Source organism: Enterobacter sp. CRENT-193 (genome assembly GCF_002787395.1).
Taxonomy (GTDB): Bacteria; Pseudomonadota; Gammaproteobacteria; order Enterobacterales; family Enterobacteriaceae; genus Enterobacter; species Enterobacter hormaechei_C.
This window is the reverse complement of record NZ_CP024812.1, coordinates 3729576-3752097: the sequence shown is the minus strand read 5'-3', so window position 1 is coordinate 3752097 and position 22522 is coordinate 3729576. Positions and strand designations below refer to the sequence as shown.

General features: G+C 57.7%; 24 protein-coding genes. 14 read left to right on the top strand and 10 right to left on the bottom strand.

What is annotated here, in order from left to right; all coding sequences use genetic code 11:
- Window positions 1–44 precede the first annotated feature (44 nt).
- Window positions 45–1388 (bottom strand): NADP-specific glutamate dehydrogenase, encoded by a 1344-nt coding sequence (gdhA, locus tag CU081_RS18660; RefSeq protein WP_022650875.1) that lies wholly within the window; start codon window positions 1386–1388, stop codon window positions 45–47.
- Window positions 1389–1613: 225 nt separating this feature from the next.
- Between gdhA and CU081_RS18655 the strand changes: the two genes are divergently transcribed.
- Window positions 1614–1886 (top strand): YnjH family protein, encoded by a 273-nt coding sequence (locus tag CU081_RS18655; RefSeq protein ID WP_022650876.1) that lies wholly within the window; start codon window positions 1614–1616, stop codon window positions 1884–1886.
- Here the strand turns inward: CU081_RS18655 and CU081_RS18650 are convergent.
- Entirely contained in the window at window positions 1846–2262 is a 417-nt protein-coding gene (locus CU081_RS18650) for a pyrimidine (deoxy)nucleoside triphosphate diphosphatase (RefSeq protein WP_022650877.1), read from the bottom strand. The genes CU081_RS18655 and CU081_RS18650 overlap by 41 nt on opposite strands.
- A gap of 75 nt (window positions 2263–2337) precedes the next feature.
- On the opposite strand from CU081_RS18650, the gene CU081_RS18645 reads away from it, so the two are divergent.
- Window positions 2338–2910, top strand: a complete 573-nt coding sequence (locus CU081_RS18645) for a carboxymuconolactone decarboxylase family protein (protein WP_022650878.1) — start codon at window positions 2338–2340, stop codon at window positions 2908–2910.
- Window positions 2900–3517, top strand: coding sequence for a CDP-alcohol phosphatidyltransferase family protein (locus CU081_RS18640; RefSeq protein WP_022650879.1), 618 nt, complete (start codon window positions 2900–2902; stop codon window positions 3515–3517). The genes CU081_RS18645 and CU081_RS18640 overlap by 11 nt, the downstream gene beginning before the upstream one ends.
- Here the strand turns inward: CU081_RS18640 and CU081_RS18635 are convergent.
- The 6 genes from CU081_RS18635 to xthA form a co-directional block, all read right to left on the bottom strand.
- A complete protein-coding gene (locus CU081_RS18635) occupies window positions 3514–4821 on the bottom strand; it encodes a sulfurtransferase (protein WP_022650880.1) in 1308 nt (435 codons plus the stop codon). The two genes, CU081_RS18640 and CU081_RS18635, sit on opposite strands and share 4 nt — an antisense overlap.
- A gap of 73 nt (window positions 4822–4894) precedes the next feature.
- The gene (locus tag CU081_RS18630) at window positions 4895–5515 is read right to left on the bottom strand and encodes an ATP-binding cassette domain-containing protein (RefSeq protein WP_022650881.1); all 621 of its coding nucleotides are present in this window, start codon (window positions 5513–5515) and stop codon (window positions 4895–4897) included.
- Window positions 5515–7044: an ABC transporter permease subunit gene (locus tag CU081_RS18625; RefSeq protein WP_022650882.1), complete on the bottom strand. Its 1530-nt coding sequence runs from the start codon at window positions 7042–7044 to the stop codon at window positions 5515–5517. Before CU081_RS18625 ends, CU081_RS18630 begins: the two co-directional genes overlap by 1 nt.
- On the bottom strand, window positions 7017–8177 hold the full coding sequence (locus CU081_RS18620) for an ABC transporter substrate-binding protein (RefSeq protein WP_032645884.1): 1161 nt from the start codon (window positions 8175–8177) through the stop codon (window positions 7017–7019). Before CU081_RS18620 ends, CU081_RS18625 begins: the two co-directional genes overlap by 28 nt.
- A gap of 15 nt (window positions 8178–8192) precedes the next feature.
- Window positions 8193–8876 carry a TVP38/TMEM64 family protein gene (locus CU081_RS18615; protein WP_032645828.1) on the bottom strand — a complete coding sequence of 228 codons (684 nt, stop codon included), beginning with the start codon at window positions 8874–8876 and terminating at the stop codon, window positions 8193–8195.
- A 6-nt stretch (window positions 8877–8882) separates the two neighbouring features.
- Window positions 8883–9689 carry an exodeoxyribonuclease III gene (gene xthA / locus CU081_RS18610; protein ID WP_022650885.1) on the bottom strand — a complete coding sequence of 269 codons (807 nt, stop codon included), beginning with the start codon at window positions 9687–9689 and terminating at the stop codon, window positions 8883–8885.
- A 433-nt stretch (window positions 9690–10122) separates the two neighbouring features.
- Between xthA and astC the strand changes: the two genes are divergently transcribed.
- The 7 genes from astC (at window position 10123) to ves (ending at window position 17702) form a co-directional block, all read left to right on the top strand.
- Entirely contained in the window at window positions 10123–11343 is a 1221-nt protein-coding gene (gene astC / locus CU081_RS18605; protein WP_022650886.1) for a succinylornithine/acetylornithine transaminase, read from the top strand.
- Window positions 11340–12374, top strand: coding sequence for an arginine N-succinyltransferase (gene astA / locus CU081_RS18600; protein WP_022650887.1), 1035 nt, complete (start codon window positions 11340–11342; stop codon window positions 12372–12374). The genes astC and astA overlap by 4 nt, the downstream gene beginning before the upstream one ends.
- Window positions 12371–13858: a succinylglutamate-semialdehyde dehydrogenase gene (gene astD, locus CU081_RS18595; RefSeq protein ID WP_022650888.1), complete on the top strand. Its 1488-nt coding sequence runs from the start codon at window positions 12371–12373 to the stop codon at window positions 13856–13858. The genes astA and astD overlap by 4 nt, the downstream gene beginning before the upstream one ends.
- Window positions 13845–15170: an N-succinylarginine dihydrolase gene (astB, locus tag CU081_RS18590; protein ID WP_022650889.1), complete on the top strand. Its 1326-nt coding sequence runs from the start codon at window positions 13845–13847 to the stop codon at window positions 15168–15170. The genes astD and astB overlap by 14 nt, the downstream gene beginning before the upstream one ends.
- A gap of 9 nt (window positions 15171–15179) precedes the next feature.
- Window positions 15180–16145, top strand: coding sequence for a succinylglutamate desuccinylase (gene astE, locus CU081_RS18585; protein ID WP_022650890.1), 966 nt, complete (start codon window positions 15180–15182; stop codon window positions 16143–16145).
- A gap of 337 nt (window positions 16146–16482) precedes the next feature.
- Window positions 16483–16977 carry an ATP-independent periplasmic protein-refolding chaperone Spy gene (gene spy / locus CU081_RS18580; protein WP_015570753.1) on the top strand — a complete coding sequence of 165 codons (495 nt, stop codon included), beginning with the start codon at window positions 16483–16485 and terminating at the stop codon, window positions 16975–16977.
- 167 nt (window positions 16978–17144) lie between these two features.
- Entirely contained in the window at window positions 17145–17702 is a 558-nt protein-coding gene (gene ves, locus CU081_RS18575) for an environmental stress-induced protein Ves (protein WP_022650891.1), read from the top strand.
- Here ves and cho read toward each other — a convergent pair.
- Both cho and nadE read right to left on the bottom strand, forming a co-directional pair.
- Entirely contained in the window at window positions 17680–18558 is an 879-nt protein-coding gene (gene cho / locus CU081_RS18570; RefSeq protein ID WP_057979962.1) for an excinuclease Cho, read from the bottom strand. The genes ves and cho overlap by 23 nt on opposite strands.
- 115 nt (window positions 18559–18673) lie before the next feature.
- Window positions 18674–19501 (bottom strand): ammonia-dependent NAD(+) synthetase, encoded by an 828-nt coding sequence (gene nadE, locus CU081_RS18565; protein WP_022650893.1) that lies wholly within the window; start codon window positions 19499–19501, stop codon window positions 18674–18676.
- Window positions 19502–19732: 231 nt separating this feature from the next.
- Here nadE and osmE point away from each other — a divergent pair, with 231 nt between their 5' ends.
- From osmE to chbA, 4 genes are all read left to right on the top strand, one after another.
- A complete protein-coding gene (osmE, locus tag CU081_RS18560; RefSeq protein ID WP_003857836.1) occupies window positions 19733–20077 on the top strand; it encodes an osmotically-inducible lipoprotein OsmE in 345 nt (114 codons plus the stop codon).
- Between the two features lie 281 nt (window positions 20078–20358).
- Window positions 20359–20676, top strand: coding sequence for a PTS N,N'-diacetylchitobiose transporter subunit IIB (gene chbB, locus CU081_RS18555; RefSeq protein WP_015570750.1), 318 nt, complete (start codon window positions 20359–20361; stop codon window positions 20674–20676).
- Between the two features lie 80 nt (window positions 20677–20756).
- On the top strand, window positions 20757–22115 hold the full coding sequence (gene chbC, locus CU081_RS18550) for a PTS N,N'-diacetylchitobiose transporter subunit IIC (protein WP_017384664.1): 1359 nt from the start codon (window positions 20757–20759) through the stop codon (window positions 22113–22115).
- A gap of 48 nt (window positions 22116–22163) precedes the next feature.
- Complete coding sequence (gene chbA / locus CU081_RS18545) at window positions 22164–22511, top strand: PTS N,N'-diacetylchitobiose transporter subunit IIA (RefSeq protein ID WP_003857835.1); 348 nt, start codon at window positions 22164–22166, stop codon at window positions 22509–22511.
- Window positions 22512–22522 lie beyond the last annotated feature (11 nt).

The following is a 22522-nucleotide window of genomic DNA, read 5'->3' as shown; positions in this document are numbered from 1 at the left end:
GGGAGAGGGCCGGGGTGAGGGCACCCGGCCGCACGATATAAACCTTAAATCACACCCTGCCCAATCATCGCATCCGCCACCTTCACGAACCCGGCGATATTCGCCCCGCGCACGTAGTTGGTTTGCGATGCCTCCCCGCCGTACTCCACGCAGGCATGGTGAATATCCAGCATGATGTGGTGCAGGCGCGCATCCACTTTCTCCGCTTTCCAGCCGAGACGCGCGGCGTTTTGCGCCATCTCGAGGCCGGAGGTGGCCACGCCGCCCGCGTTAGCGGCCTTGCCCGGCGCAAACAGCACGCCCGCGTCCAGGAACAGGTCCGTGGCGTCGATGGTGGTTGGCATGTTCGCCCCTTCGGCCACCGCTTTTACGCCGTTGCTAATCAACGTGCGCGCGGCTTCAGCATCCAGCTCGTTCTGCGTGGCGCACGGCAGGGCGATATCCACCGGCACGCCCCACGGCTGTTTCCCTTCCAGGTAGGTCAGGCCAAACTCCCGGGCGTAATCCGCCACGCGGCCATCGCGGCTGGCTTTGATTTCACACAGGCGCGCCAGTTTCTCCGCCGTGAAGCCCGCTTCATCCACCACCGTGCCGCTGGAGTCAGAGGCGGTCACCACGCGAGCGCCAAACTGCATCGCTTTCTCAATCGCGTACTGCGCTACGTTACCGGAGCCGGACACCGCGACGCGCATGCCTTCAAAGCCTAAACCGTGACGCTTGAGCATGGCTTCGGTGAAGTAAACCAGACCGTATCCGGTCGCTTCCGGGCGGATCAGGCTCCCACCAAACGACAGCCCTTTGCCGGTAAAGACGCAGGCGCTGTTGTTGGAGAGCTTTTTCATCATCCCGGCCATAAAGCCTACTTCACGTCCACCGACGCCGATATCACCGGCAGGCACGTCGGTATCCGGGCCGAGGTGACGGTAGAGCTCGGTCATCAGCGCCTGGCAGAAACGCATCACTTCGCCTTCGCTTTTGCCTTTCGGATCGAAATCGCTGCCGCCTTTCCCGCCGCCCATCGGGAGCGTGGTGAGGGCGTTTTTAAAGGTCTGCTCGAAGCCGAGGAACTTCAGAATCGACAGGTTTACGGACGGGTGGAAGCGCATGCCGCCCTTATACGGGCCAATGGCCGAGTTAAACTGCACGCGCCACGCGCGGTTGACCTGCACCTGATTGCGATCGTCCACCCACGCCACGCGGAACTGGATGACGCGCTCTGGCTCAACCAGACGTTCAAGCAGCGCCATCTGGCGGTAGCGCGGATTTTCCTCAAGGAAGGGCCACAGGGTGGTCATGACTTCACGAACGGCCTGGGCAAACTCGCTTTGGTGCGGGTCGCGCTGCTGAACATGGGCAAGAAAGCTTTCCAGAGAGCGTGTCTGATCCATAGATATAAGAACCTCTTATAATAATTTATGCGTGTGGCGGAGATGTTTTGTGTCGTTTTTTTGACTATACCACCCGCACCGCTTTGAGAGGCAAGCAGAAATTTATGCTGCAAGGGAAATTAATGACAGGGCGCGCGTCATAACTAAAAGCGATGACGAGATACATTAAAGATCCCGTCCGGATCGACCGTTATAGATATAAACGATGCAAAGGAAACAAAGTCTATGAACCGTTACGCAATGGCCGCGTTATGTTTGATGGTGTCCGCCGGGGCACAGGCTGATCGCATTCGCCCGGATGTCGAGGTTAACGTGCCGCCAGAGGTCTTTAGTGCTGGCGGCCAACGTGCGCAGCCGTGTAATCAGTGCTGTATCTATCAGGATCAAAACTATTCCGAAGGCGCAGTGGTCAGGTCGGATGGCGTGCTGTTGCAGTGCCAGCGTGAAGAACGCACCCTCAGTACAAACCCGCTGGTCTGGCGTCGCGTAAAAGAATAAACGCTTCCAGCAGCGGTATATCCGCCGGGGCTAAATCATACGTGAACGCGTCTTCTGGCGTACACCATACCAGCGCCGAGTGATAATGCGCCTTCAGCTCACCGCTAAATTCAGGCACATACCAGGCGTGGAGGTGAATCAGCCGCTGCGACACCTCCCGCTGGTGGCTTGCCACATACCGCGCGGGCACGGCCTCAATGCCGAGCTCTTCGCGCAGTTCGCGGATCAGCGCTTCCGGCTGGGTCTCACCGGCTTCAACCTTCCCGCCCGCAAATTCCCACATTCCTGGCTGATCGGCATGTTCGGGACGCTGCGCCAGCAAAATCTTGCCCTCATTTTCGAGGATGGCCGCAACCACATCGAGTGTTTTCAGCATGTTCGTCAATAATTAATAGCGAAAAACGACATATTATCGTGCCCTTCCAAAGAGTCCAGTCATCAGGAGAATCAGGTGAAAGAGACATCCGCCTGGGTTGCGCCCATGGAAACCCTTCCCGTCAGCCTTAGCCCCATCGCCGCCATGCAGAAAAAACACTTCGGCGCGGTGCTGAACCCCACTCGCTGGTGGGGGCGTATGCCGCGTCTTTTCTGGCTGGTGGCGCTGTTTGTCGGCTACCTGGAGCGGCGCAAGGCGCGTTTGACCCCGGTTCTGCGATCGCTACTAATGACGCGGGTCTCGCAGGTCTGCCACTGCGCATTTTGTATTGATGCCAACAGCCTGCGTCTGGCCGAGCGGAGCGGGGCGCTGGATAAAGTGCAGGCCGTCAGCGACTGGCAAAATTCCACCCTGTTCAGCGAAGAGGAGCGCGCGGCGCTGGCTTATGCGGAAGCGGTCACCGCCACGCCGCCTGAGGTGGATGAAAATATCAAAAGCCTGCTGAAGCGCCACTTTACGGAAGAGACCATCACCGAAATGACGGCTCTGATTGCCTTTCAGAATCTTTCCGCCCGCTTTAACGCCGCGCTGGATATCCCGACTCAGGGGCTGTGCGCCACGTTTAAAGGTAAACCACATGCTGGATAAACATCTGCACCCCCGGCTGAAACCCGGGTTAAATCAGCTGGCCGCCGCGCTGGATAAACCGTTTATCACGCCTGATGGCTTAACGCTCGCCGGGTTTGCGATTGGTGTGCTGGCGTTACCTTTTCTGGCGCTGGGCTGGTATCCGGCGGCGCTGATCGCCATTGTGCTGAACCGGCTGCTGGATGGTCTGGACGGCGCGCTGGCGCGTCGCCGTGGCCTGACGGACGCGGGAGGATTTCTTGATATCGCCCTCGACTTCCTGTTTTACGCCCTGGTGCCGTTTGGTTTTGCGCTGGCCGCTCCGGCTGATAATGCGATCGCCGCCGCCTGGCTGCTGTTCGCGTTTATGGGGACGGGCAGCAGTTTTCTGGCCTTTGCCGCGCTGGCGGGGAAGCATGATATCGACAACCCCGGCTATGCGCACAAGTCGCTTTATTACATTGGAGGATTAACGGAAGGAACAGAGACCATCGCGCTGTTTGTGCTGTGCAGCCTGTTTCCGGCGCATTTCGCGCTCTTTGCATGGGTGTTTGGCGCGTTGTGCTGGCTGACCACCACAACGCGCATCTGGAGCGGTTATATCACGCTGAAGTCACTTCCCCGCTAGCGTGCGCTCTCCGGTCCGCGCTCCCCGGTGGAGACCGGGTTCTGCGGATGGCTGCTCCATTCGTACCAGCCGCCGTCGTAGACGGCAACGTTCTGCCAGCCCATGGCGCGGGCGTACATAAAGGCTTCAGACGCGCGCCAGCCGGTACCACAGTAAAACGCAACGTGCTGCTCCGGCAGGATATTCCACGTTTTCCACATGGCGGCAATATCATCGGCGCTGCGCATGGTGCCATCCGGATTGTGGAAATCTTCCATGTGGGTCGCGTCGCTGCCCGCATGGCCCCAACGCGCACCGGCAATTTCACCTTTTGGCTTGATATAGCTGTAGCCGCTGGTTTCACCGATAAACTCTGGCCAGGAACGAATGCTCACCAGCGACGCGTCCTGACGGTGCAGCATTCCCCGGGCCTGCTCCATATCCACCATCAGCTGCGGCTGGCCCGGGATCGGCGCGCCAAAATCAGGGGCTGGCTTCACGTTTGCAGGCGTTCCGCGCTCAACGGGCAGGCTGGCGTCGGACCACGCCTTCCAGCCGCCATCCAGAATCCGCACATCCTTCACGCCCGCGTAGAGCATGATCTGCGCCACGCGCGCGGCGGCATACACGTCGCGACCGTACAGAATGACGGTGGTATCGTGACGGATCCCGTGCTTCGCCAGCATCGCTTTCAGCTTTTCGTCAGAGACCTTATTCCACAGCGGTTCGCTTTCCACTTCATTGGTGTCGATATAGCCCGCGCCGGGAATGTGGCTCAGGAGATAAAGCTTCGGCGCACCCCAGCCAGCCTCGATCACCTTCCACTCTCCGGCTGGTGCGACGGTAACGGGTTTGCCCTGCTGCAACTGGCGGATCCACTGCGGATAAACCAGCTGTTCGAAATGCGCCAGACGTTGCAGACGGTCGGATTGTTGCAGGGCATCGCTCAGGGTAGAGACGTGGGTAAAGCCCGCTTTCTCCAGCCGTGTTTTGACGGTCTGGTTGTCATTATCGTTGCCATAGAGCGCAACCGGCATGTCTGGCGTAAGCCGATGCTGTTTTGCCCAGCCGCTGAGCTGTTCATCGCTCATTGCCCCAAGCCAGCTGGCAGAGAGATTAAGTGCGGCGGGCTCGTGCCCGGACGTTCCGCTCAGGGTCTGCGGCCAGCCGTTAAAGAACGCACTGATGCGCGTATCAATTACCGCGCCGTTTTGCGCCTGGAGCTGGTCCAGCGTGAGGGAGTGGGGCATATCAGCCGCCGTGGAGGAGAGTGAGGCGAGGCCGCAGATCAGGGCCAGCGCGGTCAGTTGAGAAACACGTTTCATCGAAAAACCTGACGTCGTTAAAAGAGGGGGGCATTGTCGTCTCTCCTGAAGCCAAAAACATTGCGTTAGCACATTATTGCCAGCGAGAAATCTCAATCACCTCGCCGCCGGGCGGAATATCGTCCTCATCATGCGTGACCAGCACCACCGGGATCCTGCGCTGGCGAGTGACCTCGAATACCCACGCCCGGAATGAGGCGCGCAGCGTTTTATCCAGTCGACTGAACGGCTCGTCGAGCAGCAATGCCTGCGGCTGGGCGAGAAGGGCGCGCAACAGGCTGACCCTGGCGCGCTCGCCGCCGGAAAGGGTCGCCGGATCGCTGGTGTAGTGGTTTGCCAGCCCGGCAGTCTCCAGGGCCTGCTCGACCGCGTTGCGGCGGGCGCGCCCGACGATGTGCGCCGGCAGCGCCAGCATCAGGTTTTGCCCCACGCTGAAGGCGTCAAACAGCAGGGCATCCTGAAACAGAATGCCGATCCCGCGCGTTTCCACGGGGAGCATATCGCAGCGACGATCGTTCAGCCACAGCTCGCCGTGCGCCTTAAAATCAGCGGATAACGCACCCACCATCCAGGCGAAAAGGGTCGATTTCCCACTCCCGGAGGGCCCCATCAGCGTGACGATCTCCCCCGCCGGGACGCGGAAGTTGACCTCATGTAAGAGCGGCGCAATGGTGAGATTTTTCACGGTCAGCATTAACGTAATCCTTGTCTGTGACGGCCCACGAGCCGGGAGAGCAGCGCGGCAAGGGCAAATACGCTGCTGGTCAACAACAACAGACCCAGCGCCCGGCTGGCGAGGATCGGAATGCTGCCGCCGCTGCTGAGGGCGACCGCCTCCGTCGTCAGGGTGGTGAAACGTCCCGCCCCCAGCCAGAGGGTAGGCATGTACTGGGCCATGCTCACGGAAAAGCCGGTGGCAAAGGCCAGCAGGGCCGGACGAACCATCAATGGGCATTTCACTAGCCAGAAAATTTTCGCCCGCCGCCAGCCCAGCGTTCTGGCAGTGAGGATAAGCCGGGGATCGAGCCGGCGCCAGGCCGGTTGTAGCACCAGGAGCATCCACGGGAGAACCCATAGCATATGGCTCCAGAGCACCGCAGCGTACTGGCCGTCGATGCCCAGCCACAGCGCCACGGCATACTGCCCGGACACGAGGGGCAGCGCCGGGAGGGCAAGCGGCAGCCAGATCCACACCGCGCCGCGCTGGGATCCCCACTCAAGCCAGATCATGAGGATGGCCAGCGCTGTCAGGCTGGACAGCAGTCCCAGAGAAAGGCTGTCGCTGACGGGGCCGATGTCGTCCCGGCGTGCCAGCATCAGCAGAACCAGCGCACAGAGCACGCCGCACAGCGGCAGTAACCCGCCCAGCGTCCGTGCGGGCAGCGCGCTATGCGAAGCGCGACGTACCCCGGAGGGGTCAGGCTGGGCGCGCCGCCATGCCGTCCAGAAGCCGTATCCCACCGCGGCAAGCGCCGCCAGCAGAAGGAGCAACACCAGACACAGCAGCGTTCCCTTGGTTTGCTGCTGCGCATCGCCCTGGGTGAGCCACTGCCAGGCCAGCACCGCCAGCGTAGGCGGGTTGCCCGGCCCGAGCACGATCGCCACATCCACCACGGAAAGGGACCAGGCGAGCACCGCCAGCATCACGGCGCCCAGCGCGGGGGCGATTGCCGGGAGGACGAGCCAGTTGAGCGCCTGCATTCGTCCGTAGCCGAAGGTATGCATGACAATTTTCTGCTGTGCGAGGCGCTTTTCAGGCAGCGCGGCGTAGATTGCCCACAGAACGAACGCGCTCTCTTTGACCGCAAGCGTCAGGCCAAGCCCGATACCGTAGCGGTCAAGCTGCGGCGAACAGACTGTACAGAACCGGTAAAACTGCCCCCCTTCCGCAAACAGCAGCAGCGCGCTGGTGGCGAAGGCGACGTGCGGCACGGCTAACAGCCACGGCAAACGGGTGCTCAGGCGCTGCCAGCCTTCACCCGGCCAGAGAAGCGCAAGCAGGGTCAGGGCGATAAACAGTGAGCCCAGCGTCGCGATAAGCGCTGACACCAACGTGGCGGCCAGCGCCTGCGGCAGCTGCGGGTCGGCAAACAGCGTCGCCCAGTTGCCGGGAGAAAACGCCGGGGCCAGCAGCATGCCGCTGGCGGGAAGCAGGGGCAGATAGATGACCGCCATTGCCGCCCAGACCAGCCCGCTTAGCGGGTTCCGTAGCGGCGAAGCCATTCCTGCTCCAGGGCGTTAACCCAGGCGGCGTGCGGTTCGGGAAGCACATCAGGCGTGCCTGAGGGGGTAAAGGCGCGAAGCTGTTTTGCCGCTTTCGCAGGCAGTTTTTCGCCATCCAGCACGCTCGGGTCACCCCAGACGTCAGGATTAGCTTTGCGGATCTGCGCCTGTGGTGACAGCAGGAAATTCGCCACCACTTTCGGGCCTGCGCTCGCGCTGGCGTTTGCCGGGATAGCGACAAAATGGACGTTGCCGATCATGCCTTTGAGAAAGCCGAAACTGTAGCTGTCGGCAGGCAGTTCACCGCTCGCCACCTTTTGCATCGCATGGGCGGGGTTAAAGGTGAGCGACAGGTTCAGACTGCCGCTGGCCAGCAGCGTATCCATGCGCGCAGGCGATGGAGGAAAATCGTTCCCTTCGCGCCACAGCAGGGGGTGCAGCGTATCAAGGTAATCCCACAGCGGCGCGGTGACCTGCGCAAAGGTACTGTCTGGCGCGTTTTTTAGCGCCTCCGGATGGGCGGTCAGCGCCAGCAGTAGCTGTTCCAGAAACGCCGTGCCGGTAAAATCCGGCGGTCGTGGATAGCTCACCTTGCCAGGGTGCTGTTGGGCGTATAGCAGCAGCGCGTGGGGATCTGCTGGTGGTGTCGGCATACTCGCTTTACGGGCGATAAAGGTTAATTGTGCGCCGCCCCATGGGGATTCCGCTCCATCGGTCGGGATGGCAAAATCTTCCGTGACCGGTTTACGGGTATCGACGTAGCGCCAGTTGGGCAGGGTTTGCGCCCAGCCGGTGAGCAGCAGGTTTGCCGCTTTCAGGTTGCGGAAGTTTTCCCCGTTTACCCAGAGCAGATCCATCGACCCGTTACTGCTACGTCCTGCGGCATGTTCCGTCTGGATCCGCTTCACCGCGTCGGCGGCATCGGCCAGATGAACGATCTTCAGGTTGATGGCGTAGTGCGTTTTCATCTCGCCGCTTACCCAGTCGAGGTAGCGGTTAACGGCCTCGTCACCGCCCCAGGCGTTAAACCAGACGGTCTGCCCGGTGGCCTGTTGCTGAATGGATTGCCAGCTCTCTGCGGCGAAGGCAGAGGTTGCCAGCAGCAGACTCGTCAGAAACGCGCAAAAACGCACCCGGCGCATAATGCCTCACTTTTTAATCGAAGGGATGTAACGGGAAAACAGCCAGCGAGTGACCAGCGGTAATAACCCTAATAGTGTAAAGGCGAACAGCAGTCCCGGCGACAGAATATCGCGCAGCGAGGTGAGTTTCCCCAGCTCGCGTCCGGCGTTCAGATAAATGACGGTGGCAGGCAGCATTGCAAGCTGGCTGACCCACCAGTAGTGACGCACCCTGAGACGGGTTAGCCCCATCAGCAAATTGACCAGAAAGAACGGGAACAACGGCATCAGGCGCAGGGCAAAAAGGTAGCGTGCGCCGTCGCGATCCATCCCCGCATCGATCGTATTCATCTGTGCGGCAAAGCGCCGCTGCACCCAGTCGCGCAGCAGATAACGGCTGACGAGCATGGCAAGCGTGGCGCCGAGCGTCGAGGCAAATGACACCAACAGCGTCGCCTCCCACAGGCTGAAAAGCGCCCCGCCGAGCAGCGTCAGAAGCGCGGCTCCGGGGATAGATAGCGCGGAGAGCAGAACGTAAACCGCAAAATAGAACAGCGCGCTCTGAAGGGGCGCTTGCTCCACACGAGCGAGCAACGTTTGCTGGTGTATTTTTAGCGTGTCGAGGGAGAGCATGCCCGGAGGAAGCAAAACAACAATTAAAACAAATGCGCCCAGAAGGGCGCACAGGAGACTAATTTTTTTAATATTCACTGAAGTTTACAGCTTGAACGTTGCCCATACCGGCGCATGGTCGGACGGCTTTTCCATGCTGCGGATGTCATAGTCGATACCGGTTTCGATGCAGCGTTCGGCCAGGGGGGCGCTCGCCAGCAGCAAATCAATACGCAGGCCCCGGTTGTCATCGAAGCCTTTAGAGCGGTAGTCAAACCACGAGAAACGGTCCTGCGTTTCCGGGTTAGCCGTGCGGAAAGTATCCACCAGCCCCCAACCCAGCAGGCGCTCCATCCACTCGCGCTCCTCCGGCAGGAAAGAGCATTTGCCGGTGCGCAGCCAGCGCTTACGGTTCTCTTCGCCAATACCGATATCCAGATCCGTCGGGCTGATATTCATGTCGCCCATGATAAGCACCGGGTTTTCTTTTTTGAGTTCGGTTGTCAGGTAGTTTTGCAGATCCTGATAAAACTTCGCTTTGGCCGGGAATTTGGTTTCATGATCGCGGCTTTCACCCTGCGGGAAATAGCCGTTGATGACGGTCACATTGCCGAGTGCGGAAGGAATTTCCGCCATGATGATGCGGCGCTGCGCCTCTTCACCGTCACCCGGGAAGCCACGGCGCACCGACACCGGCGTATCTTTGGTCAGCAGCGCAACGCCGTAGTGGCCTTTCTGACCGTGGTAAAAAACGTTATAGCCCAGCTTCGCTACCTCTTCGAGCGGGAACATATCGTCGTGAACTTTTGTCTCCTGCAAGCCGATCACATCTGGCTGATGTTGCTCAACAATCGCTTCAAGCTGGTGAGGGCGGGCACGCAGGCCGTTGATATTAAAAGAGACAAATTTCATAGTCGCTGCCAATGCAAGGTGAATAGTGCAAGGATGGTAGCAGAATTTACGTCGTCTGTTATCCGCTTCGCCCAATTACTGCGACAGATAATGCCAACGGTGCAATATTTGCACCATTTCGGCGCGTTTTGCCCTCGAACAGGGCGTAAACGACCGATAAATTTCGCGAGCGATCACAATTCCAGAATTATATTTGGCCTCTGCATACTCTTTCTTGTTTTCATGCGGCAAAGCGCCGCTTGTCGTAAAAATATTCACTATTTATGCATTATAAGTGAATATCTCCATATTGTAACTCATTGATATTCTGTTACCCAAACCCATTTATGCATTTTTATCGCTGGCTGGCACGAACGCTGCAATCTACATTCACAGTGCAAACACTCAATTATTTAACATTTAAACAACCTTTTATTTACCGGATGAGGTCGCTATGTCTCTGTCAGTTACGCGTGAAAATTTCGATGAATGGATGATGCCGGTATACGCTCCGGCGGCTTTTATTCCGGTACGTGGGGAAGGCTCTCGCCTGTGGGATCAGCAGGGCAAAGAGTATATCGACTTTGCAGGTGGGATTGCGGTGAATGCGCTGGGGCATGCAAACCCGGCGTTGCGGCAGGCGCTGAATGACCAGGCGGCGAAATTCTGGCATACCGGCAACGGTTATACCAACGAACCGGCATTGCGTCTGGCGAAGAAGCTGATCGACGCCACCTTCGCAGAAAAAGTCTTTTTCTGTAACTCCGGCGCGGAAGCGAACGAAGCGGCGCTGAAGCTGGCGCGCAAATATGCGCACGATAAATTCGGCGCGCATAAGAGCGGCATCGTAGCCTTTAAAAATGCTTTCCATGGCCGCACGCTGTTTACCGTCAGTGCGGGCGGTCAGCCCTCATATTCTCAGGATTTTGCGCCGCTGCCGCCGGATATCCGTCATGCGGCGTATAACGATTTACACTCTGCCAGCGAGCTGATTGACGACACCACGTGTGCGGTGATTGTCGAGCCCATGCAGGGGGAAGGCGGCGTCATGCCCGCCCAGAAAGCGTTCCTGCAAGGGCTGCGCGAGCTGTGCGATCGGCATAACGCGGTCCTGATTTTTGACGAAGTCCAGACCGGCGTGGGCCGCACGGGTGAGCTGTATGCCTACATGCACTATGGCGTGACCCCGGATGTGCTCTCAACAGCCAAAGCGCTCGGCGGCGGTTTCCCGGTGGGGGCGATGCTGACCACCGAAAAATTCGCCAGCGTGATGACCGTGGGCACTCATGGCACCACATACGGCGGCAACCCGCTGGCAACCGCTGTCGCCGGACAGGTGCTGGATATCATCAACACCCCTGAGGTGCTGAACGGCGTGAAGCAGCGTCACCAGTGGTTTGTTGAGCGACTCACGGCCATTAACAGCAAAACTGGCCTGTTCAAAGAGATCCGCGGTCTGGGGCTGTTAATAGGCTGTGAGCTTGCCCCTGAGTTTGCCGGCAAAGCGAAGCTGATTTCACAGGAAGCGGCAAAGCAGGGCGTAATGGTGCTGATTGCCGGTGCTAACGTGGTGCGGTTTGCCCCTGCGCTGATCGTCAGCGAGGAAGAGGTCAGAACTGGCTTAGATCGTTTTGCGCTGGCCTGCGAACAGGTGAAGTCCGGGGTGTCATCATGATGGTCATCCGTCCCGTTGCGCACGGCGATCTCGCCGGGCTTATGCAGCTTGCCGGTAAGACAGGGGGCGGGCTGACCTCGCTGCCTGCCGATGAAAAAACGCTGTCGGCGCGCATTGAGCGCGCCCTGCAAACCTGGCAGGGGACGTTGCCAAAAAGCGAACAGGGCTATGTGTTCGTGCTGGAAGATACCGACACGGGGACCGTGGCGGGGATTTGCGCTATCGAGGTGGCCGTCGGGCTTAATGATCCGTGGTACAACTACCGCGTCGGCACGATGGTCCACGCCTCGAAAGAGCTGAACGTTTACAACGCGCTGCCGACGCTCTTCCTCTGTAATGACCATACCGGCGCCAGCGAACTCTGCACCCTGTTTCTCGATCCGGACTGGCGCAAAGAGGGCAACGGTTATCTGCTCTCCAAATCGCGCTTTATGTTTATGGCCGCCTTTCGCGACCGCTTCAACGAAAAAGTGGTCGCGGAGATGCGCGGCGTGATTGATGAGACGGGCTACTCGCCGTTCTGGGAGAGTCTGGGCGAACGCTTCTTCTCCATGGAATTTAGCCGGGCGGATTACCTGTGCGGCACCGGTCAGAAGGCGTTTATCGCCGAGTTGATGCCGAAGCATCCTATTTATACCCATTTCCTAACACCAGAAGCGCAGGCGGTGATCGGCGAAGTTCACCCGCAAACCGCCCCGGCCCGCGCGGTGCTGGAGAAAGAGGGATTTCGCTACCGTAACTACGTCGACATCTTCGACGGCGGCCCGACGCTGGAATGCGACATTGACCGCGTTCGCGCCATCCGTAAAAGCCGCCTGGTTGAGGTTTCAGAAGGCCAGCCCGCGCCGGGCGAGTGGCCAGCCTGCCTGGTCTCGAACGAGAATTACACCAACTTCCGCGCCATGCTGGTGCGAACCAACCCATCATGCGAGCGTCTGGTACTGACGGCTGCGCAACTGGATGCCCTGAAATGTAACGCTGGCGACACGGTTCGCCTGGTGCGGCTCTGCCCTGAGGAGAAAACAGCATGACTCTATGGATTAACGGTGACTGGGTTACGGGCGAAGGTGACGCGCGGACAAAAACTAACCCGGTCGGCCAGGAGGTGCTCTGGTCTGGGAACGACGCAAGCGCCGGGCAGGTTGAGCAGGCCTGTCAGGCTGCACGCCGCGCGTTTCCGGCGTGGGCGAAACGGCCATTCTTCGAGCGCCAGGCGTTGGTTGAGAAATTTGCTGCGCTGCTGGAGGCCAATAAAGCCGAGCTGACCCGCATCATTGCCTGCGAAACCAGTAAGCCGCGCTGGGAGGCAACAACCGAAGTCACGGCGATGATCAACAAAATTGCGATATCGGTGAAGGCGTACCATACCCGCACCGGCGAGCAGCATACCGAGATGCCAGACGGCGCTGCCACGCTGCGCCACCGTCCGCACGGGGTACTGGCGGTGTTTGGCCCGTATAACTTCCCCGGGCATCTGCCGAACGGGCACATTGTGCCTGCGCTGCTGGCGGGGAATACCGTCATCTTCAAGCCGAGTGAGTTAACCCCCTTAACCGGAGAAGCAGTGGTAAAACTCTGGGAGCAGGCGGGGCTGCCGCCGGGGGTGCTGAATCTGGTGCAGGGCGGGCGTGAAACCGGTCAGGCGCTGAGTGCGCTGAGCGACATTGACGGTCTGCTGTTTACCGGCAGTGCCGGAACGGGCTATCAGCTGCATCGTCAGCTGGCGGGGCAACCGGAAAAAATTCTGGCGCTGGAGATGGGCGGCAACAACCCACTGATTGTGGAAGATCCGGAGGATATCGATGCCGCGGTCCACTTGACCATTCAGTCGGCGTTCATTACCGCCGGACAGCGCTGCACATGCGCCCGCCGCCTGCTGGTTAAGCGCGGCGCGCAGGGGGATGCGTTCCTGAAGCGTCTGGTGGAGGTGAGCGCGCGTCTGGTTCCCGCGAAATGGGATGCCGACCCGCAGCCGTTTATCGGCGGGCTGATCTCCGGGCAGGCGGCGCTGAACGTACTGAAAGCGTGGCAGGAGCACGTGGCGCGCGGGGCGAAAACCCTGCTGGAGCCGAAGCTGGTTCAGCCCGGCACGTCGCTGCTGACGCCGGGGATTATTGACATGAGTGCGACAAGCAACGTGCCGGATGAAGAGGTCTTTGGCCCGCTGCTGTGCGTCTGGCGCTATGACGATTTTGAGTCGGCGATCGAGATGGCCAACAATACCCGCTACGGCCTGTCGAGCGGCCTGATATCGCCGCATCGCGAGAAATTCGACCAGCTGCTGCTGGAAGCGCGCGCCGGGATCGTGAACTGGAACAAACCGCTGACCGGTGCGGCGAGCACTGCGCCGTTTGGTGGCGTAGGGGCGTCGGGCAACCATCGCGCCAGCGCCTGGTATGCCGCCGATTACTGCGCGTGGCCGATGGCAAGCCTCGAAACCCCGGCGCTGACGCTGCCGGAGACGTTGAATCCGGGGCTGGATTTTACAGAGGGTGACGCCCATGAAAGCGCGTGAGGTTAACTTTGACGGCCTCGTGGGGCTGACGCACCACTATGCCGGGCTGTCGTTCGGTAATGAAGCCTCGACGAAGCACCGTTTCCAGGTCTCGAACCCGAAGCTGGCGGCGAAGCAGGGGCTATTGAAAATGAAGGCGCTGTCCGATGCCGGTTTCCCGCAGGCGGTGATCCCACCGCAGGAGCGCCCAAACGTGGCCGTGCTGCGCCAGCTGGGGTTCAGCGGTACGGATGAACAGGTGGTGGAAAAAGCAGGCACGCAGACGCCACACCTGCTTTCCGCAGCCAGTTCAGCCTCCTCGATGTGGGTGGCGAATGCCGCCACCGTTGCGCCGTCGGCGGATACGCTGGACGGCAAAGTGCATCTGACCGTTGCTAACCTGAACAACAAATTCCACCGCGCCAGCGAAGCGGAGACCACCGGGCGCGTGCTGCGCGCCATTTTTAATCATGATGCGCATTTCGAGGTACATTCGGCGCTGCCGCAGGTCGCGATGTTTGGCGATGAAGGGGCGGCAAACCACAACCGTCTGGGCGGCGACTATGGCGAGCCGGGTTTGCAGCTGTTTATATATGGACGGGAAGAGGGCGGCCACGCCGCGCCGGTTCGTTATCCGGCGAGACAAACCTTAGCCGCAAGCCAGGCGGTTGCGCGGCTGAACCAGGTTAATCCTTCTCAGGTGATTTTTGCCCAGCAAAATCCGCAGGTGATCGACCAGGGCGTGTTTCATAACGACGTCATTGCCGTTTCCAACCGTCAGGTACTGTTCTGCCACGAGCAGGCGTTTGCCCATCAGGAAAAGTTGCTGGCCACGCTGCGCGAACGCGTGCCGGGATTTATGCCGATTCAGGTGCCCACGCAGGCGGTAAGCGTGCAGGACGCGGTCGAAACGTATCTCTTCAACAGCCAGCTGCTGAGCCGGGATGACGGCAGCATGATGCTGGTGCTGCCGCAGGAGTCCCACAACCATCAGGGCGTCTGGCGCTATCTCAGCGAACTGGTGCAGGCGGATAACCCGATTGATGAACTGCGCGTGTTTGATCTTCGGGAAAGTATGGCCAACGGCGGGGGACCGGCGTGCCTGCGACTACGCGTGGTGTTAACGCCGGAGGAATTGCAGGCCGTGAATCCGGCGGTGATGATGAACGACACGCTGTTCAATACTCTCAATGACTGGGTGGACCGCTATTATCGTGACCGTCTGGTTCAGGCCGATCTGGTTGATCCGCAGCTGCTGCGCGAAGGCCGCGAAGCGCTGGATGCATTATCAACCATCCTGCAACTGGGATCGGTTTATCCGTTCCAGCGCTAAGGAGACGATATGGAAAACTTACTGGCGCTGACGCTGGCCGAAGAGACACCGGAGCGGCAAGAGGGGGCAGGCCCTTCGTTCCACTGGCGATGGCTGGGGCCGGGCGTGCTTGAACTCACGCCGACGGGGAAATATAACCTGTCGCTGCTGCTTTCTACCGGCATTCACGGAAACGAAACCGCGCCCGTGGAGATTGTCGAACTATTGCTGCGCGCGCTGTATCGCGCAGAGATCACGCTGCACTGCCGTCTGCTGGTGGTACTGGGAAATCCGCCTGCGCTGGCGCAAAATAAACGGTATCTCGTGAGCGACATCAACCGCATGTTTGGTGGTCGCTGGGCGCAGTTTCCACAGAGTGATGAGACGACTCGCGCGCAATGGCTGGAGAAGGTGGTCACGGCGTTTTTTGCCGGGGCGGGGGAAACGCGCTGGCACCTTGATCTGCATACGGCCATTCGCGCCTCGTACCATGTGCGTTTTGGCGTGTTACCGCAGCGTCATCAGCCGTGGGATGAGGCGTTTCTGACCTGGCTTGGCGATGCGGGGCTGGAGGCACTGGTCTTCCACCAGACGCCAGGCGGCACGTTTACCCACTTCACCTGCGAGAATGTTGGCGCGTTATCCTGTACCCTGGAGCTGGGAAAAGCGCTGCCGTTCGGGCAAAACGACCTGACGCGTTTTACCCCTACGCATCAGGCGCTCCGGGCGTTGCTCGCCGGGGTTGCGCCGGAACCCACCCGGGAACCCGTCGTGCGCTATCGGGTCGTGCAGCAGATCACGCGTCAAAGCGAGGCTTTCCAGCTTCATATGGCACCCCATACGCTGAACTTTACGCCGTTTCGCCAGGGCGTCCTGCTGGCGGAAGATGGTGAGACGCGCTATGCGGTACAGAAATCCACGGAATATGTTTTATTTCCTAATCCGTCGGTCGCGTTTGGTTTGCGAGCAGGTCTGATGCTGGAAAAAATGCCCTGAACGTCTCCCCTCGCGCAGACCGGAGGGGAAATGAAGAATAAATTTCTTAGCGTTAAAAGCGCTCTGGTATTGTTTGCGGAATATTCCTGGAGAATTGCTTTATTATTAAACGGCACTTCGCTATACTTCTCCATAATCTCTTTAAAATCATCCTGTTGAATATTTTTGTTTCATCTCTCCACGCTTTTTCCTTAATTTCTCCACAATTGGCGAAAAGTTGTTTTTTACACTTTCATTGTTTTACCGTTGCTCTGACTAATTGACGATAAACGCCGTAAAGTTAATCTCGTCAACACGGCATAGCGCCGAAGAATAACTGAAAGTAAGGAAAGACATTATGCGTAAATTAACTGCACTGTTTGTTGCCTCTACCCTGGCTCTGGGCGCTACCAGCATGGCGTTCGCCGCCGATACCGCGACCACTACCGCCGCGCCGACGGAAGGCAAAATGATGATGCATCATAAAGGCAAGCCGGGTATGCACCATGAGATGATGATGTTTAAAGATCTGAACCTCACCGATGCGCAGAAGCAGCAGATCCGCGACATTATGAAAAGCCAGCGTGACCAGATGAAACGTCCTCCGCTGGAAGAGCGCCGCGCAATGCATGACATCATTGCCAGCGACAGCTTCGATAAAGCAAAAGCGGAAGCGCAGATCGACAAAATGGCCGAGCAGCATAAAGCACGCATGCTGGCCCACATGGAAACCCAGAACAAGATTTACAACATTCTGACGCCGGAACAGAAAAAGCAATTTAATGCCAATTTTGAGAAGCGTCTGACAGAACGTGCAGCGCCGGAAGGTAAAATGCCTGCACCAACCGAATAATCGGTTCACTCTCTTAAGACCGCCGGGCTCCTGTCTACAAAAGCGAAAACGCTGTGGACAGGACCGGCGGTTTTTCTTTTATCCCATGCCTAAGGTCTGGCCTGACTGCTGCCGATAATACGTCTGTGAAAATGCCCTGGCGCACGGTGCGTCCTTCAGGAGTGGTCATGGAATTCTTTGATATCCGTAAAATGCCGGTCAGTCTCTGGCGTAATGGTGCGGGTGAGACGCGTGAGATTTGCTGTTTTCCTCCCGCGACGCGGGATTTTTTCTGGCGGGCCAGTATTGCCTCCATCGCCAGTAACGGCGAATTCTCCGCGTTCCCGGGCGTTGACCGGGTGATTACGCTGCTGGAAGGCGGCGAGGTGACCCTGGATGCAGGCAGGGCGTTTTGTCATACCCTGAAGCATCACCAGCCTTACCGATTTGCGGGCGATCTGGCGGTGAAAGCCGTGCTCACAGAGGGGCAGATGTCGATGGACTTCAACATCATGACCCGACGGGATTGCTGCCAGGCAAAGGTGCGCGTTGCTACCCGAACGTTCACTACCTTCGCGTCACGCGGTGGGGTGGTCTTTGTATTAAGTGGCGCCTGGCAACTGGGCGACAAATTACTGACCGCCGATCAGGGTGCCAGCTGGGAAGCGGGCAGTCATACCCTCCGTTTACTGGAAACGAAGGGGTCGCTGCTGTTCAGTGAAATTACCTGGCTGCCGGGTCACTGAGGACGATGATCTCATGTTTTCCGGTTAATAGTGGCTTACAGAGAATTTTGTAACCATCCTGATCGAACCCGGCAGGGGTGCGCAGCAGGGCGGTAGCGTCATCCAGACTTTCAACGGCGCCAAGCCAGAGCCAGTTGCGGATGATGTGATAGTGCGTCATCGCATCGCGGGTTTCTTTCAGCGCCACCGCGCCTTCCCACGGCCAGCAGTTAACGCTGATAGAGGCCAGGCCCGCCATAAACCGGGCATGATGTTCTTCAACGCTCTCTTTTCCACAACACGCCCCGGCGCAGCGTTTCAGCGCGGAGCGGAAACAGGCGCGACCGCGGGTGGTGGCTTCCAGTCCTAACAGGCCGTAACAAAGCTGTAATTCATCAGCCAGGGATTGCAGGGTTTGCAGTGCGGCACGTTTGTTGGCAAACAGACCGTAAAGATTGGGTTCATGCGAAAAATCCACTTCCCGGGCATAAACAACCTGCGGTTTTCCTGCGTTAACCTGCAAGGAACACAGCTGGCGGTTGCGGCGCAGGCGTTTGTTAAACAGCGGCTGCTGTTCCTTGATGAGCCGGGCTTCGAGCAGAAGCGCGCCCAGTTCGCCTGCCGTCTCGATCCAGGTGATCCGCCGGGACTGCCTGAGCATCGATGCTTCATCCGGCGTACGCAGGTGCGACATCACCCGGCTGCGGATATTCACGCTTTTGCCGATATAGAGCGGCATGGTATCGCTGTCGCCGTGGAAGAAATAGACGCCAGGCTGTTTAGGCAGAGCCTCAAGCCAGGGGCGAAGATGCTCGGGATATTCGTAGATAGCCGCCGCTTCAAACTCAAGACGCGGGGCGGATTGACGCCTGCTCACATACTGCTCCATATACTGTTCAGGCATACAGTGTAGCAGGTGTTCGGTGGTTAAAAAAGAGCCGGGTGGCGGTTACGCCTTACCCGGCCTGTAAAACTGAGTTACCGTTTTGCTTTTACTTTTTCCAGAAATCATCAAACACCGTAATCGGCGGACGGCGCTTGTGCTCGGTTTTCAGATACCAGCCTTCGATAATGTTAGCGGTACCTTCGTCGAGCGTTTTGCCTTCCAGATAATCATCAATGTTGTCATATGTGACGCCCAGCGCGGCTTCATCCGGCAGGGAAGGGCGATCGTCCTCCAGGTCCGCCGTTGGCGCCTTCTTATACAGGTGCTCCGGGCAGCCCAGCGCCGCCAGCAGTTGCTTGCCCTGACGCTTGTTCAGGCGGAAGAGGGGGTTGATATCCGTGCCGCCATCACCGTATTTGGTGAAGAAGCCGGTGATGGCTTCCGCGGCGTGGTCGGTGCCGACGACAACCCCTTTGGTCATCCCTGCGATACTGTACTGCGCTTTCATGCGCTCACGGGCTTTCTCGTTGCCGCGAACAAAATCGCTCAGTTCAATACCGGCTTCACGCAAGGCCTGCTCGCTTGCCAGTACCGAACCTTTGATGTTTACGGTAAGAACACGGTCCGGCTGAATAAACGCGATCGCATCCTGACAGTCCTGCTCGTCAGCCTGCACGCCATACGGCAGACGTACGGCAATAAATTGCAGCGCGGTGTCACCGGTCTCGTCACGCAGCTCGGAGATGGCCATCTGGCTCAGCTTGCCGGCCAGAGTGGAATCCTGACCGCCGCTGATACCCAGCACCAGCGTCTTCAGGAAAGGGTGTGCAGACAGGTAAGCTTTCAAAAAATCAACGCTACGACGGATCTCTTCATTGGCATCAATCGCAGGTTTCGCGCCCAGCGCCTGAATAATTTCTTGTTGCAGAGCCATTACGCCCTCCCTATGCAGAACCAAACAGAAAGTGTGATCTGTTAAAACTAACCCTTTGTCGGGGAAACGACAAGGATCACAGTTTTGAGTGTACTGTTTTACAGCGATTTAGCAGCTTACCGTTGTTTTATTAGAATTTTCCGAAATTCATCTGGCGTAACTCGCAAAGTTGAACAATAGTAATTTTTATCCCATGCTTAGTTAACACGCTGATAAACAAGAGGACGGAATATGAACAAGAACGTAGCAGGAATTTTAAGCGCAGCGGCGGTACTGACTATGCTGGCAGGGTGTACAGCTTACGATCGCACCAAAGATCAGTTCACACAGCCAGTGGTAAAAGACGTTAAAAAAGGCATGACGCGTTCCCAGGTTGCAGCCATTGCCGGTAAACCTTCTTCAGAAGTTACTATGATCCACGCGCGTGGTACCTGCCAGACCTATATTCTGGGTCAACGTGATGGTAAGGCAGAGACCTACTTTGTCGCCCTGGATGATACGGGTCACGTGATCAATTCTGGTTACCAGACCTGTGCCGAATACGACACCGACCCACAGGCACCTAAGGCACAGTAAGCCTGTTTGCCTGAGAGCGTTAACAAACCGGCCTGAAGGCCGGTTTTTTTATGCATACGTGAATCTTATTTCTTGGCGCGAATTATTTGCCTGAAATGTGAAGGTAGTCAACAAGCCAGGTCAATGAGAGACAATTTCAGTCTATCCAGAATTATCCCCTCCCTGTACCATTGCGTATACTCACTTCAACGATAAACAATGTTCAGCACACTGCCCGTCAGCCAGGATAGCGAGTCGAGTGATAGCGAGACGGCGGGTAGCCAAACAAGAGGGAAGTTATCATGGAAAAGAAACATATCTATCTGTTTTGCTCTGCGGGCATGTCCACTTCGCTGCTGGTTTCTAAAATGCGCGCGCAGGCCGAAAAATATGAAGTCCCTGTGGTGATTGAGGCGTTTCCGGAAACGCTGGCGGGCGAGAAGGGCCAGACAGCAGACGTTATTTTACTCGGGCCGCAAATCGCTTATATGCTGCCAGAAATTCAACGTCTGCTACCCAATAAGCCGGTCGAAGTGATCGATTCCGTTTTATACGGCAAGATTGATGGTTTAGGTGTATTAAAAGCTGCCGTTGCGGCGATTAAAAAAGCTGCTAATTAATTTTTTATTTTTCCCGTCAAAGAGTTATTTCACACACAATCTGCCGTAACGATCGTTGCGGCCTTTAAGGGTATTTTCCTATGAGTAAAGTCATCGCTTCACTTGAAAAGGTACTCCTTCCTTTTGCTGTTAAAATAGGAAAGCAGCCTCATGTTAATGCCATTAAGAACGGCTTTATTAAATTAATGCCGTTGACATTAGCCGGGGCAATGTTCGTTTTAATTAACAACGTTTTTCTGAGCTTTGGAGAAGGATCCTTTTTTTATTCATTAGGAATTAGGCTAGATGCTTCAACTATTGAAACCCTTAATGGTTTAAAAGCCATTGGCGGCAACGTATACAACGGTACGTTGGGTATTATGTCGCTAATGGCGCCTTTCTTTATTGGAATGGCGCTGGCGGAAGAGCGTAAAGTGGATCCGCTGGCGGCAGGCTTACTGTCCATTGCCGCGTTCATGACCGTCACACCGTACAGCGTGGGCGACGCTTATGCCGTTGGCGCCAACTGGCTGGGTGGGGCAAACATCATTTCCGGTATTATTATCGGGCTGGTGGTGGCCGAAATGTTCACCTTCATTATTCGCCGTAACTGGGTTATCCGCTTGCCGGATAGCGTTCCGGCCTCTGTTTCTCGTTCATTTTCCGCGTTGATTCCGGGCTTCATTATTCTCTCCATCATGGGGATTATTGCCTGGGCGCTCTCTCACTGGGGAACTAACTTCCACCAGATCATTATGGACTCTATCTCAACGCCGCTGGCGTCGATGGGTAGCGTGGTCGGTTGGGCGTATGTCATCTTTACCTCCCTGCTGTGGTTCTTCGGCGTGCATGGTTCACTGGCACTGGCGGCGCTGGACAGCGGTATTATGACTCCATGGGCACTGGAAAACGTCGCGCTTTACCAGCAGTACGGCTCCGTCGATGCGGCGCTGGCGGCCGGTAAAACCTTCCATGTGTGGGCGAAGCCGATGCTTGACTCCTATATCTTCCTGGGCGGTACCGGGGCGACGTTGGGTCTGATCATCGCGGTCTTTATTGTCTCTCGCCGCGCTGACCATCGTCAGGTTGCGAAGCTGGCCCTGCCGTCAGGCATCTTCCAGATTAACGAGCCGATCCTGTTTGGTCTGCCAATTATCATGAACCCGGTGATGTTCATTCCCTTCATCCTGGTTCAGCCGCTGCTGGCCGCGATTACGCTGACGGCGTACTACCTGGGCATTATCCCGCCGGTGACCAACATTGCGCCGTGGACGATGCCGGCTGGTCTGGGCGCGTTCTTCAACACCAATGGTAGCGTGGCCGCCTTCCTGCTGGCGATATTCAACCTCGGGATTGCAACCCTGCTCTACATGCCGTTCGTGGCGATTGCGAACAAGGCCGCAACGGTTATCGATGAAGAAGAGAGCGAAGAGGATATCGCCCTCGCACTGAAATTCTAAAATTGCACGGCGCGGGGCAACCCGCGCCAGCGGAAAGGAGCTTAAAAAATGTTAGATTTAGAGAGTATCGTTGCCGAAGAAACCGCAGAGAACGATCTGGAAGAGGTGGTGATGGGCCTCATCATCAACTCCGGGCAGGCACGCAGCCTGGCGTATGCGGCGCTTAAGCAGGCTAAGCAGGGCGACTTCGTTGCCGCGAAAACCATGATGGAGCAGTCCCGTACGGCGTTAAACGAAGCGCATCTGGTGCAGACGAAGCTTATCGAAAGCGACCAGGGCGAAGGGAAGATGAAAGTGAGTCTGGTGCTGGTACATGCGCAGGATCATCTGATGACCTCCATGCTGGCGCGCGAGCTGGTAGCGGAGCTCATCGAGCTTCACGAGAAGATGCAATAAGTCAGGATGAA

Bases quoted from the DNA above. Each gene is read 5' to 3' on its own strand.
- CU081_RS18635 (WP_022650880.1), bottom strand. From the start codon at position 4,821: ATGAAACGTGTTTCTCAACTGACCGCGCTGGCCCTGATCTGCGGCCTC.
- astC (WP_022650886.1), top strand. From the start codon at position 10,123: ATGTCTCTGTCAGTTACGCGTGAAAATTTCGATGAATGGATGATGCCG.
- osmE (WP_003857836.1), top strand. From the start codon at position 19,733: ATGAACAAGAACGTAGCAGGAATTTTAAGCGCAGCGGCGGTACTGACT.
- astE (WP_022650890.1), top strand. From the start codon at position 15,180: ATGGAAAACTTACTGGCGCTGACGCTGGCCGAAGAGACACCGGAGCGG.
- astB (WP_022650889.1), top strand. From the start codon at position 13,845: ATGAAAGCGCGTGAGGTTAACTTTGACGGCCTCGTGGGGCTGACGCAC.
- chbC (WP_017384664.1), top strand. From the start codon at position 20,757: ATGAGTAAAGTCATCGCTTCACTTGAAAAGGTACTCCTTCCTTTTGCT.
- xthA (WP_022650885.1), bottom strand. From the start codon at position 9,689: ATGAAATTTGTCTCTTTTAATATCAACGGCCTGCGTGCCCGCCCTCAC.
- gdhA (WP_022650875.1), bottom strand. From the start codon at position 1,388: ATGGATCAGACACGCTCTCTGGAAAGCTTTCTTGCCCATGTTCAGCAG.
- spy (WP_015570753.1), top strand. From the start codon at position 16,483: ATGCGTAAATTAACTGCACTGTTTGTTGCCTCTACCCTGGCTCTGGGC.
- CU081_RS18650 (WP_022650877.1), bottom strand. From the start codon at position 2,262: ATGCTGAAAACACTCGATGTGGTTGCGGCCATCCTCGAAAATGAGGGC.
- CU081_RS18630 (WP_022650881.1), bottom strand. From the start codon at position 5,515: ATGCTGACCGTGAAAAATCTCACCATTGCGCCGCTCTTACATGAGGTC.
- ves (WP_022650891.1), top strand. From the start codon at position 17,145: ATGGAATTCTTTGATATCCGTAAAATGCCGGTCAGTCTCTGGCGTAAT.
- CU081_RS18625 (WP_022650882.1), bottom strand. From the start codon at position 7,044: ATGGCTTCGCCGCTACGGAACCCGCTAAGCGGGCTGGTCTGGGCGGCA.
- CU081_RS18655 (WP_022650876.1), top strand. From the start codon at position 1,614: ATGAACCGTTACGCAATGGCCGCGTTATGTTTGATGGTGTCCGCCGGG.
- CU081_RS18640 (WP_022650879.1), top strand. From the start codon at position 2,900: ATGCTGGATAAACATCTGCACCCCCGGCTGAAACCCGGGTTAAATCAG.
- chbB (WP_015570750.1), top strand. From the start codon at position 20,359: ATGGAAAAGAAACATATCTATCTGTTTTGCTCTGCGGGCATGTCCACT.
- nadE (WP_022650893.1), bottom strand. From the start codon at position 19,501: ATGGCTCTGCAACAAGAAATTATTCAGGCGCTGGGCGCGAAACCTGCG.
- astD (WP_022650888.1), top strand. From the start codon at position 12,371: ATGACTCTATGGATTAACGGTGACTGGGTTACGGGCGAAGGTGACGCG.
- astA (WP_022650887.1), top strand. From the start codon at position 11,340: ATGATGGTCATCCGTCCCGTTGCGCACGGCGATCTCGCCGGGCTTATG.
- chbA (WP_003857835.1), top strand. From the start codon at position 22,164: ATGTTAGATTTAGAGAGTATCGTTGCCGAAGAAACCGCAGAGAACGAT.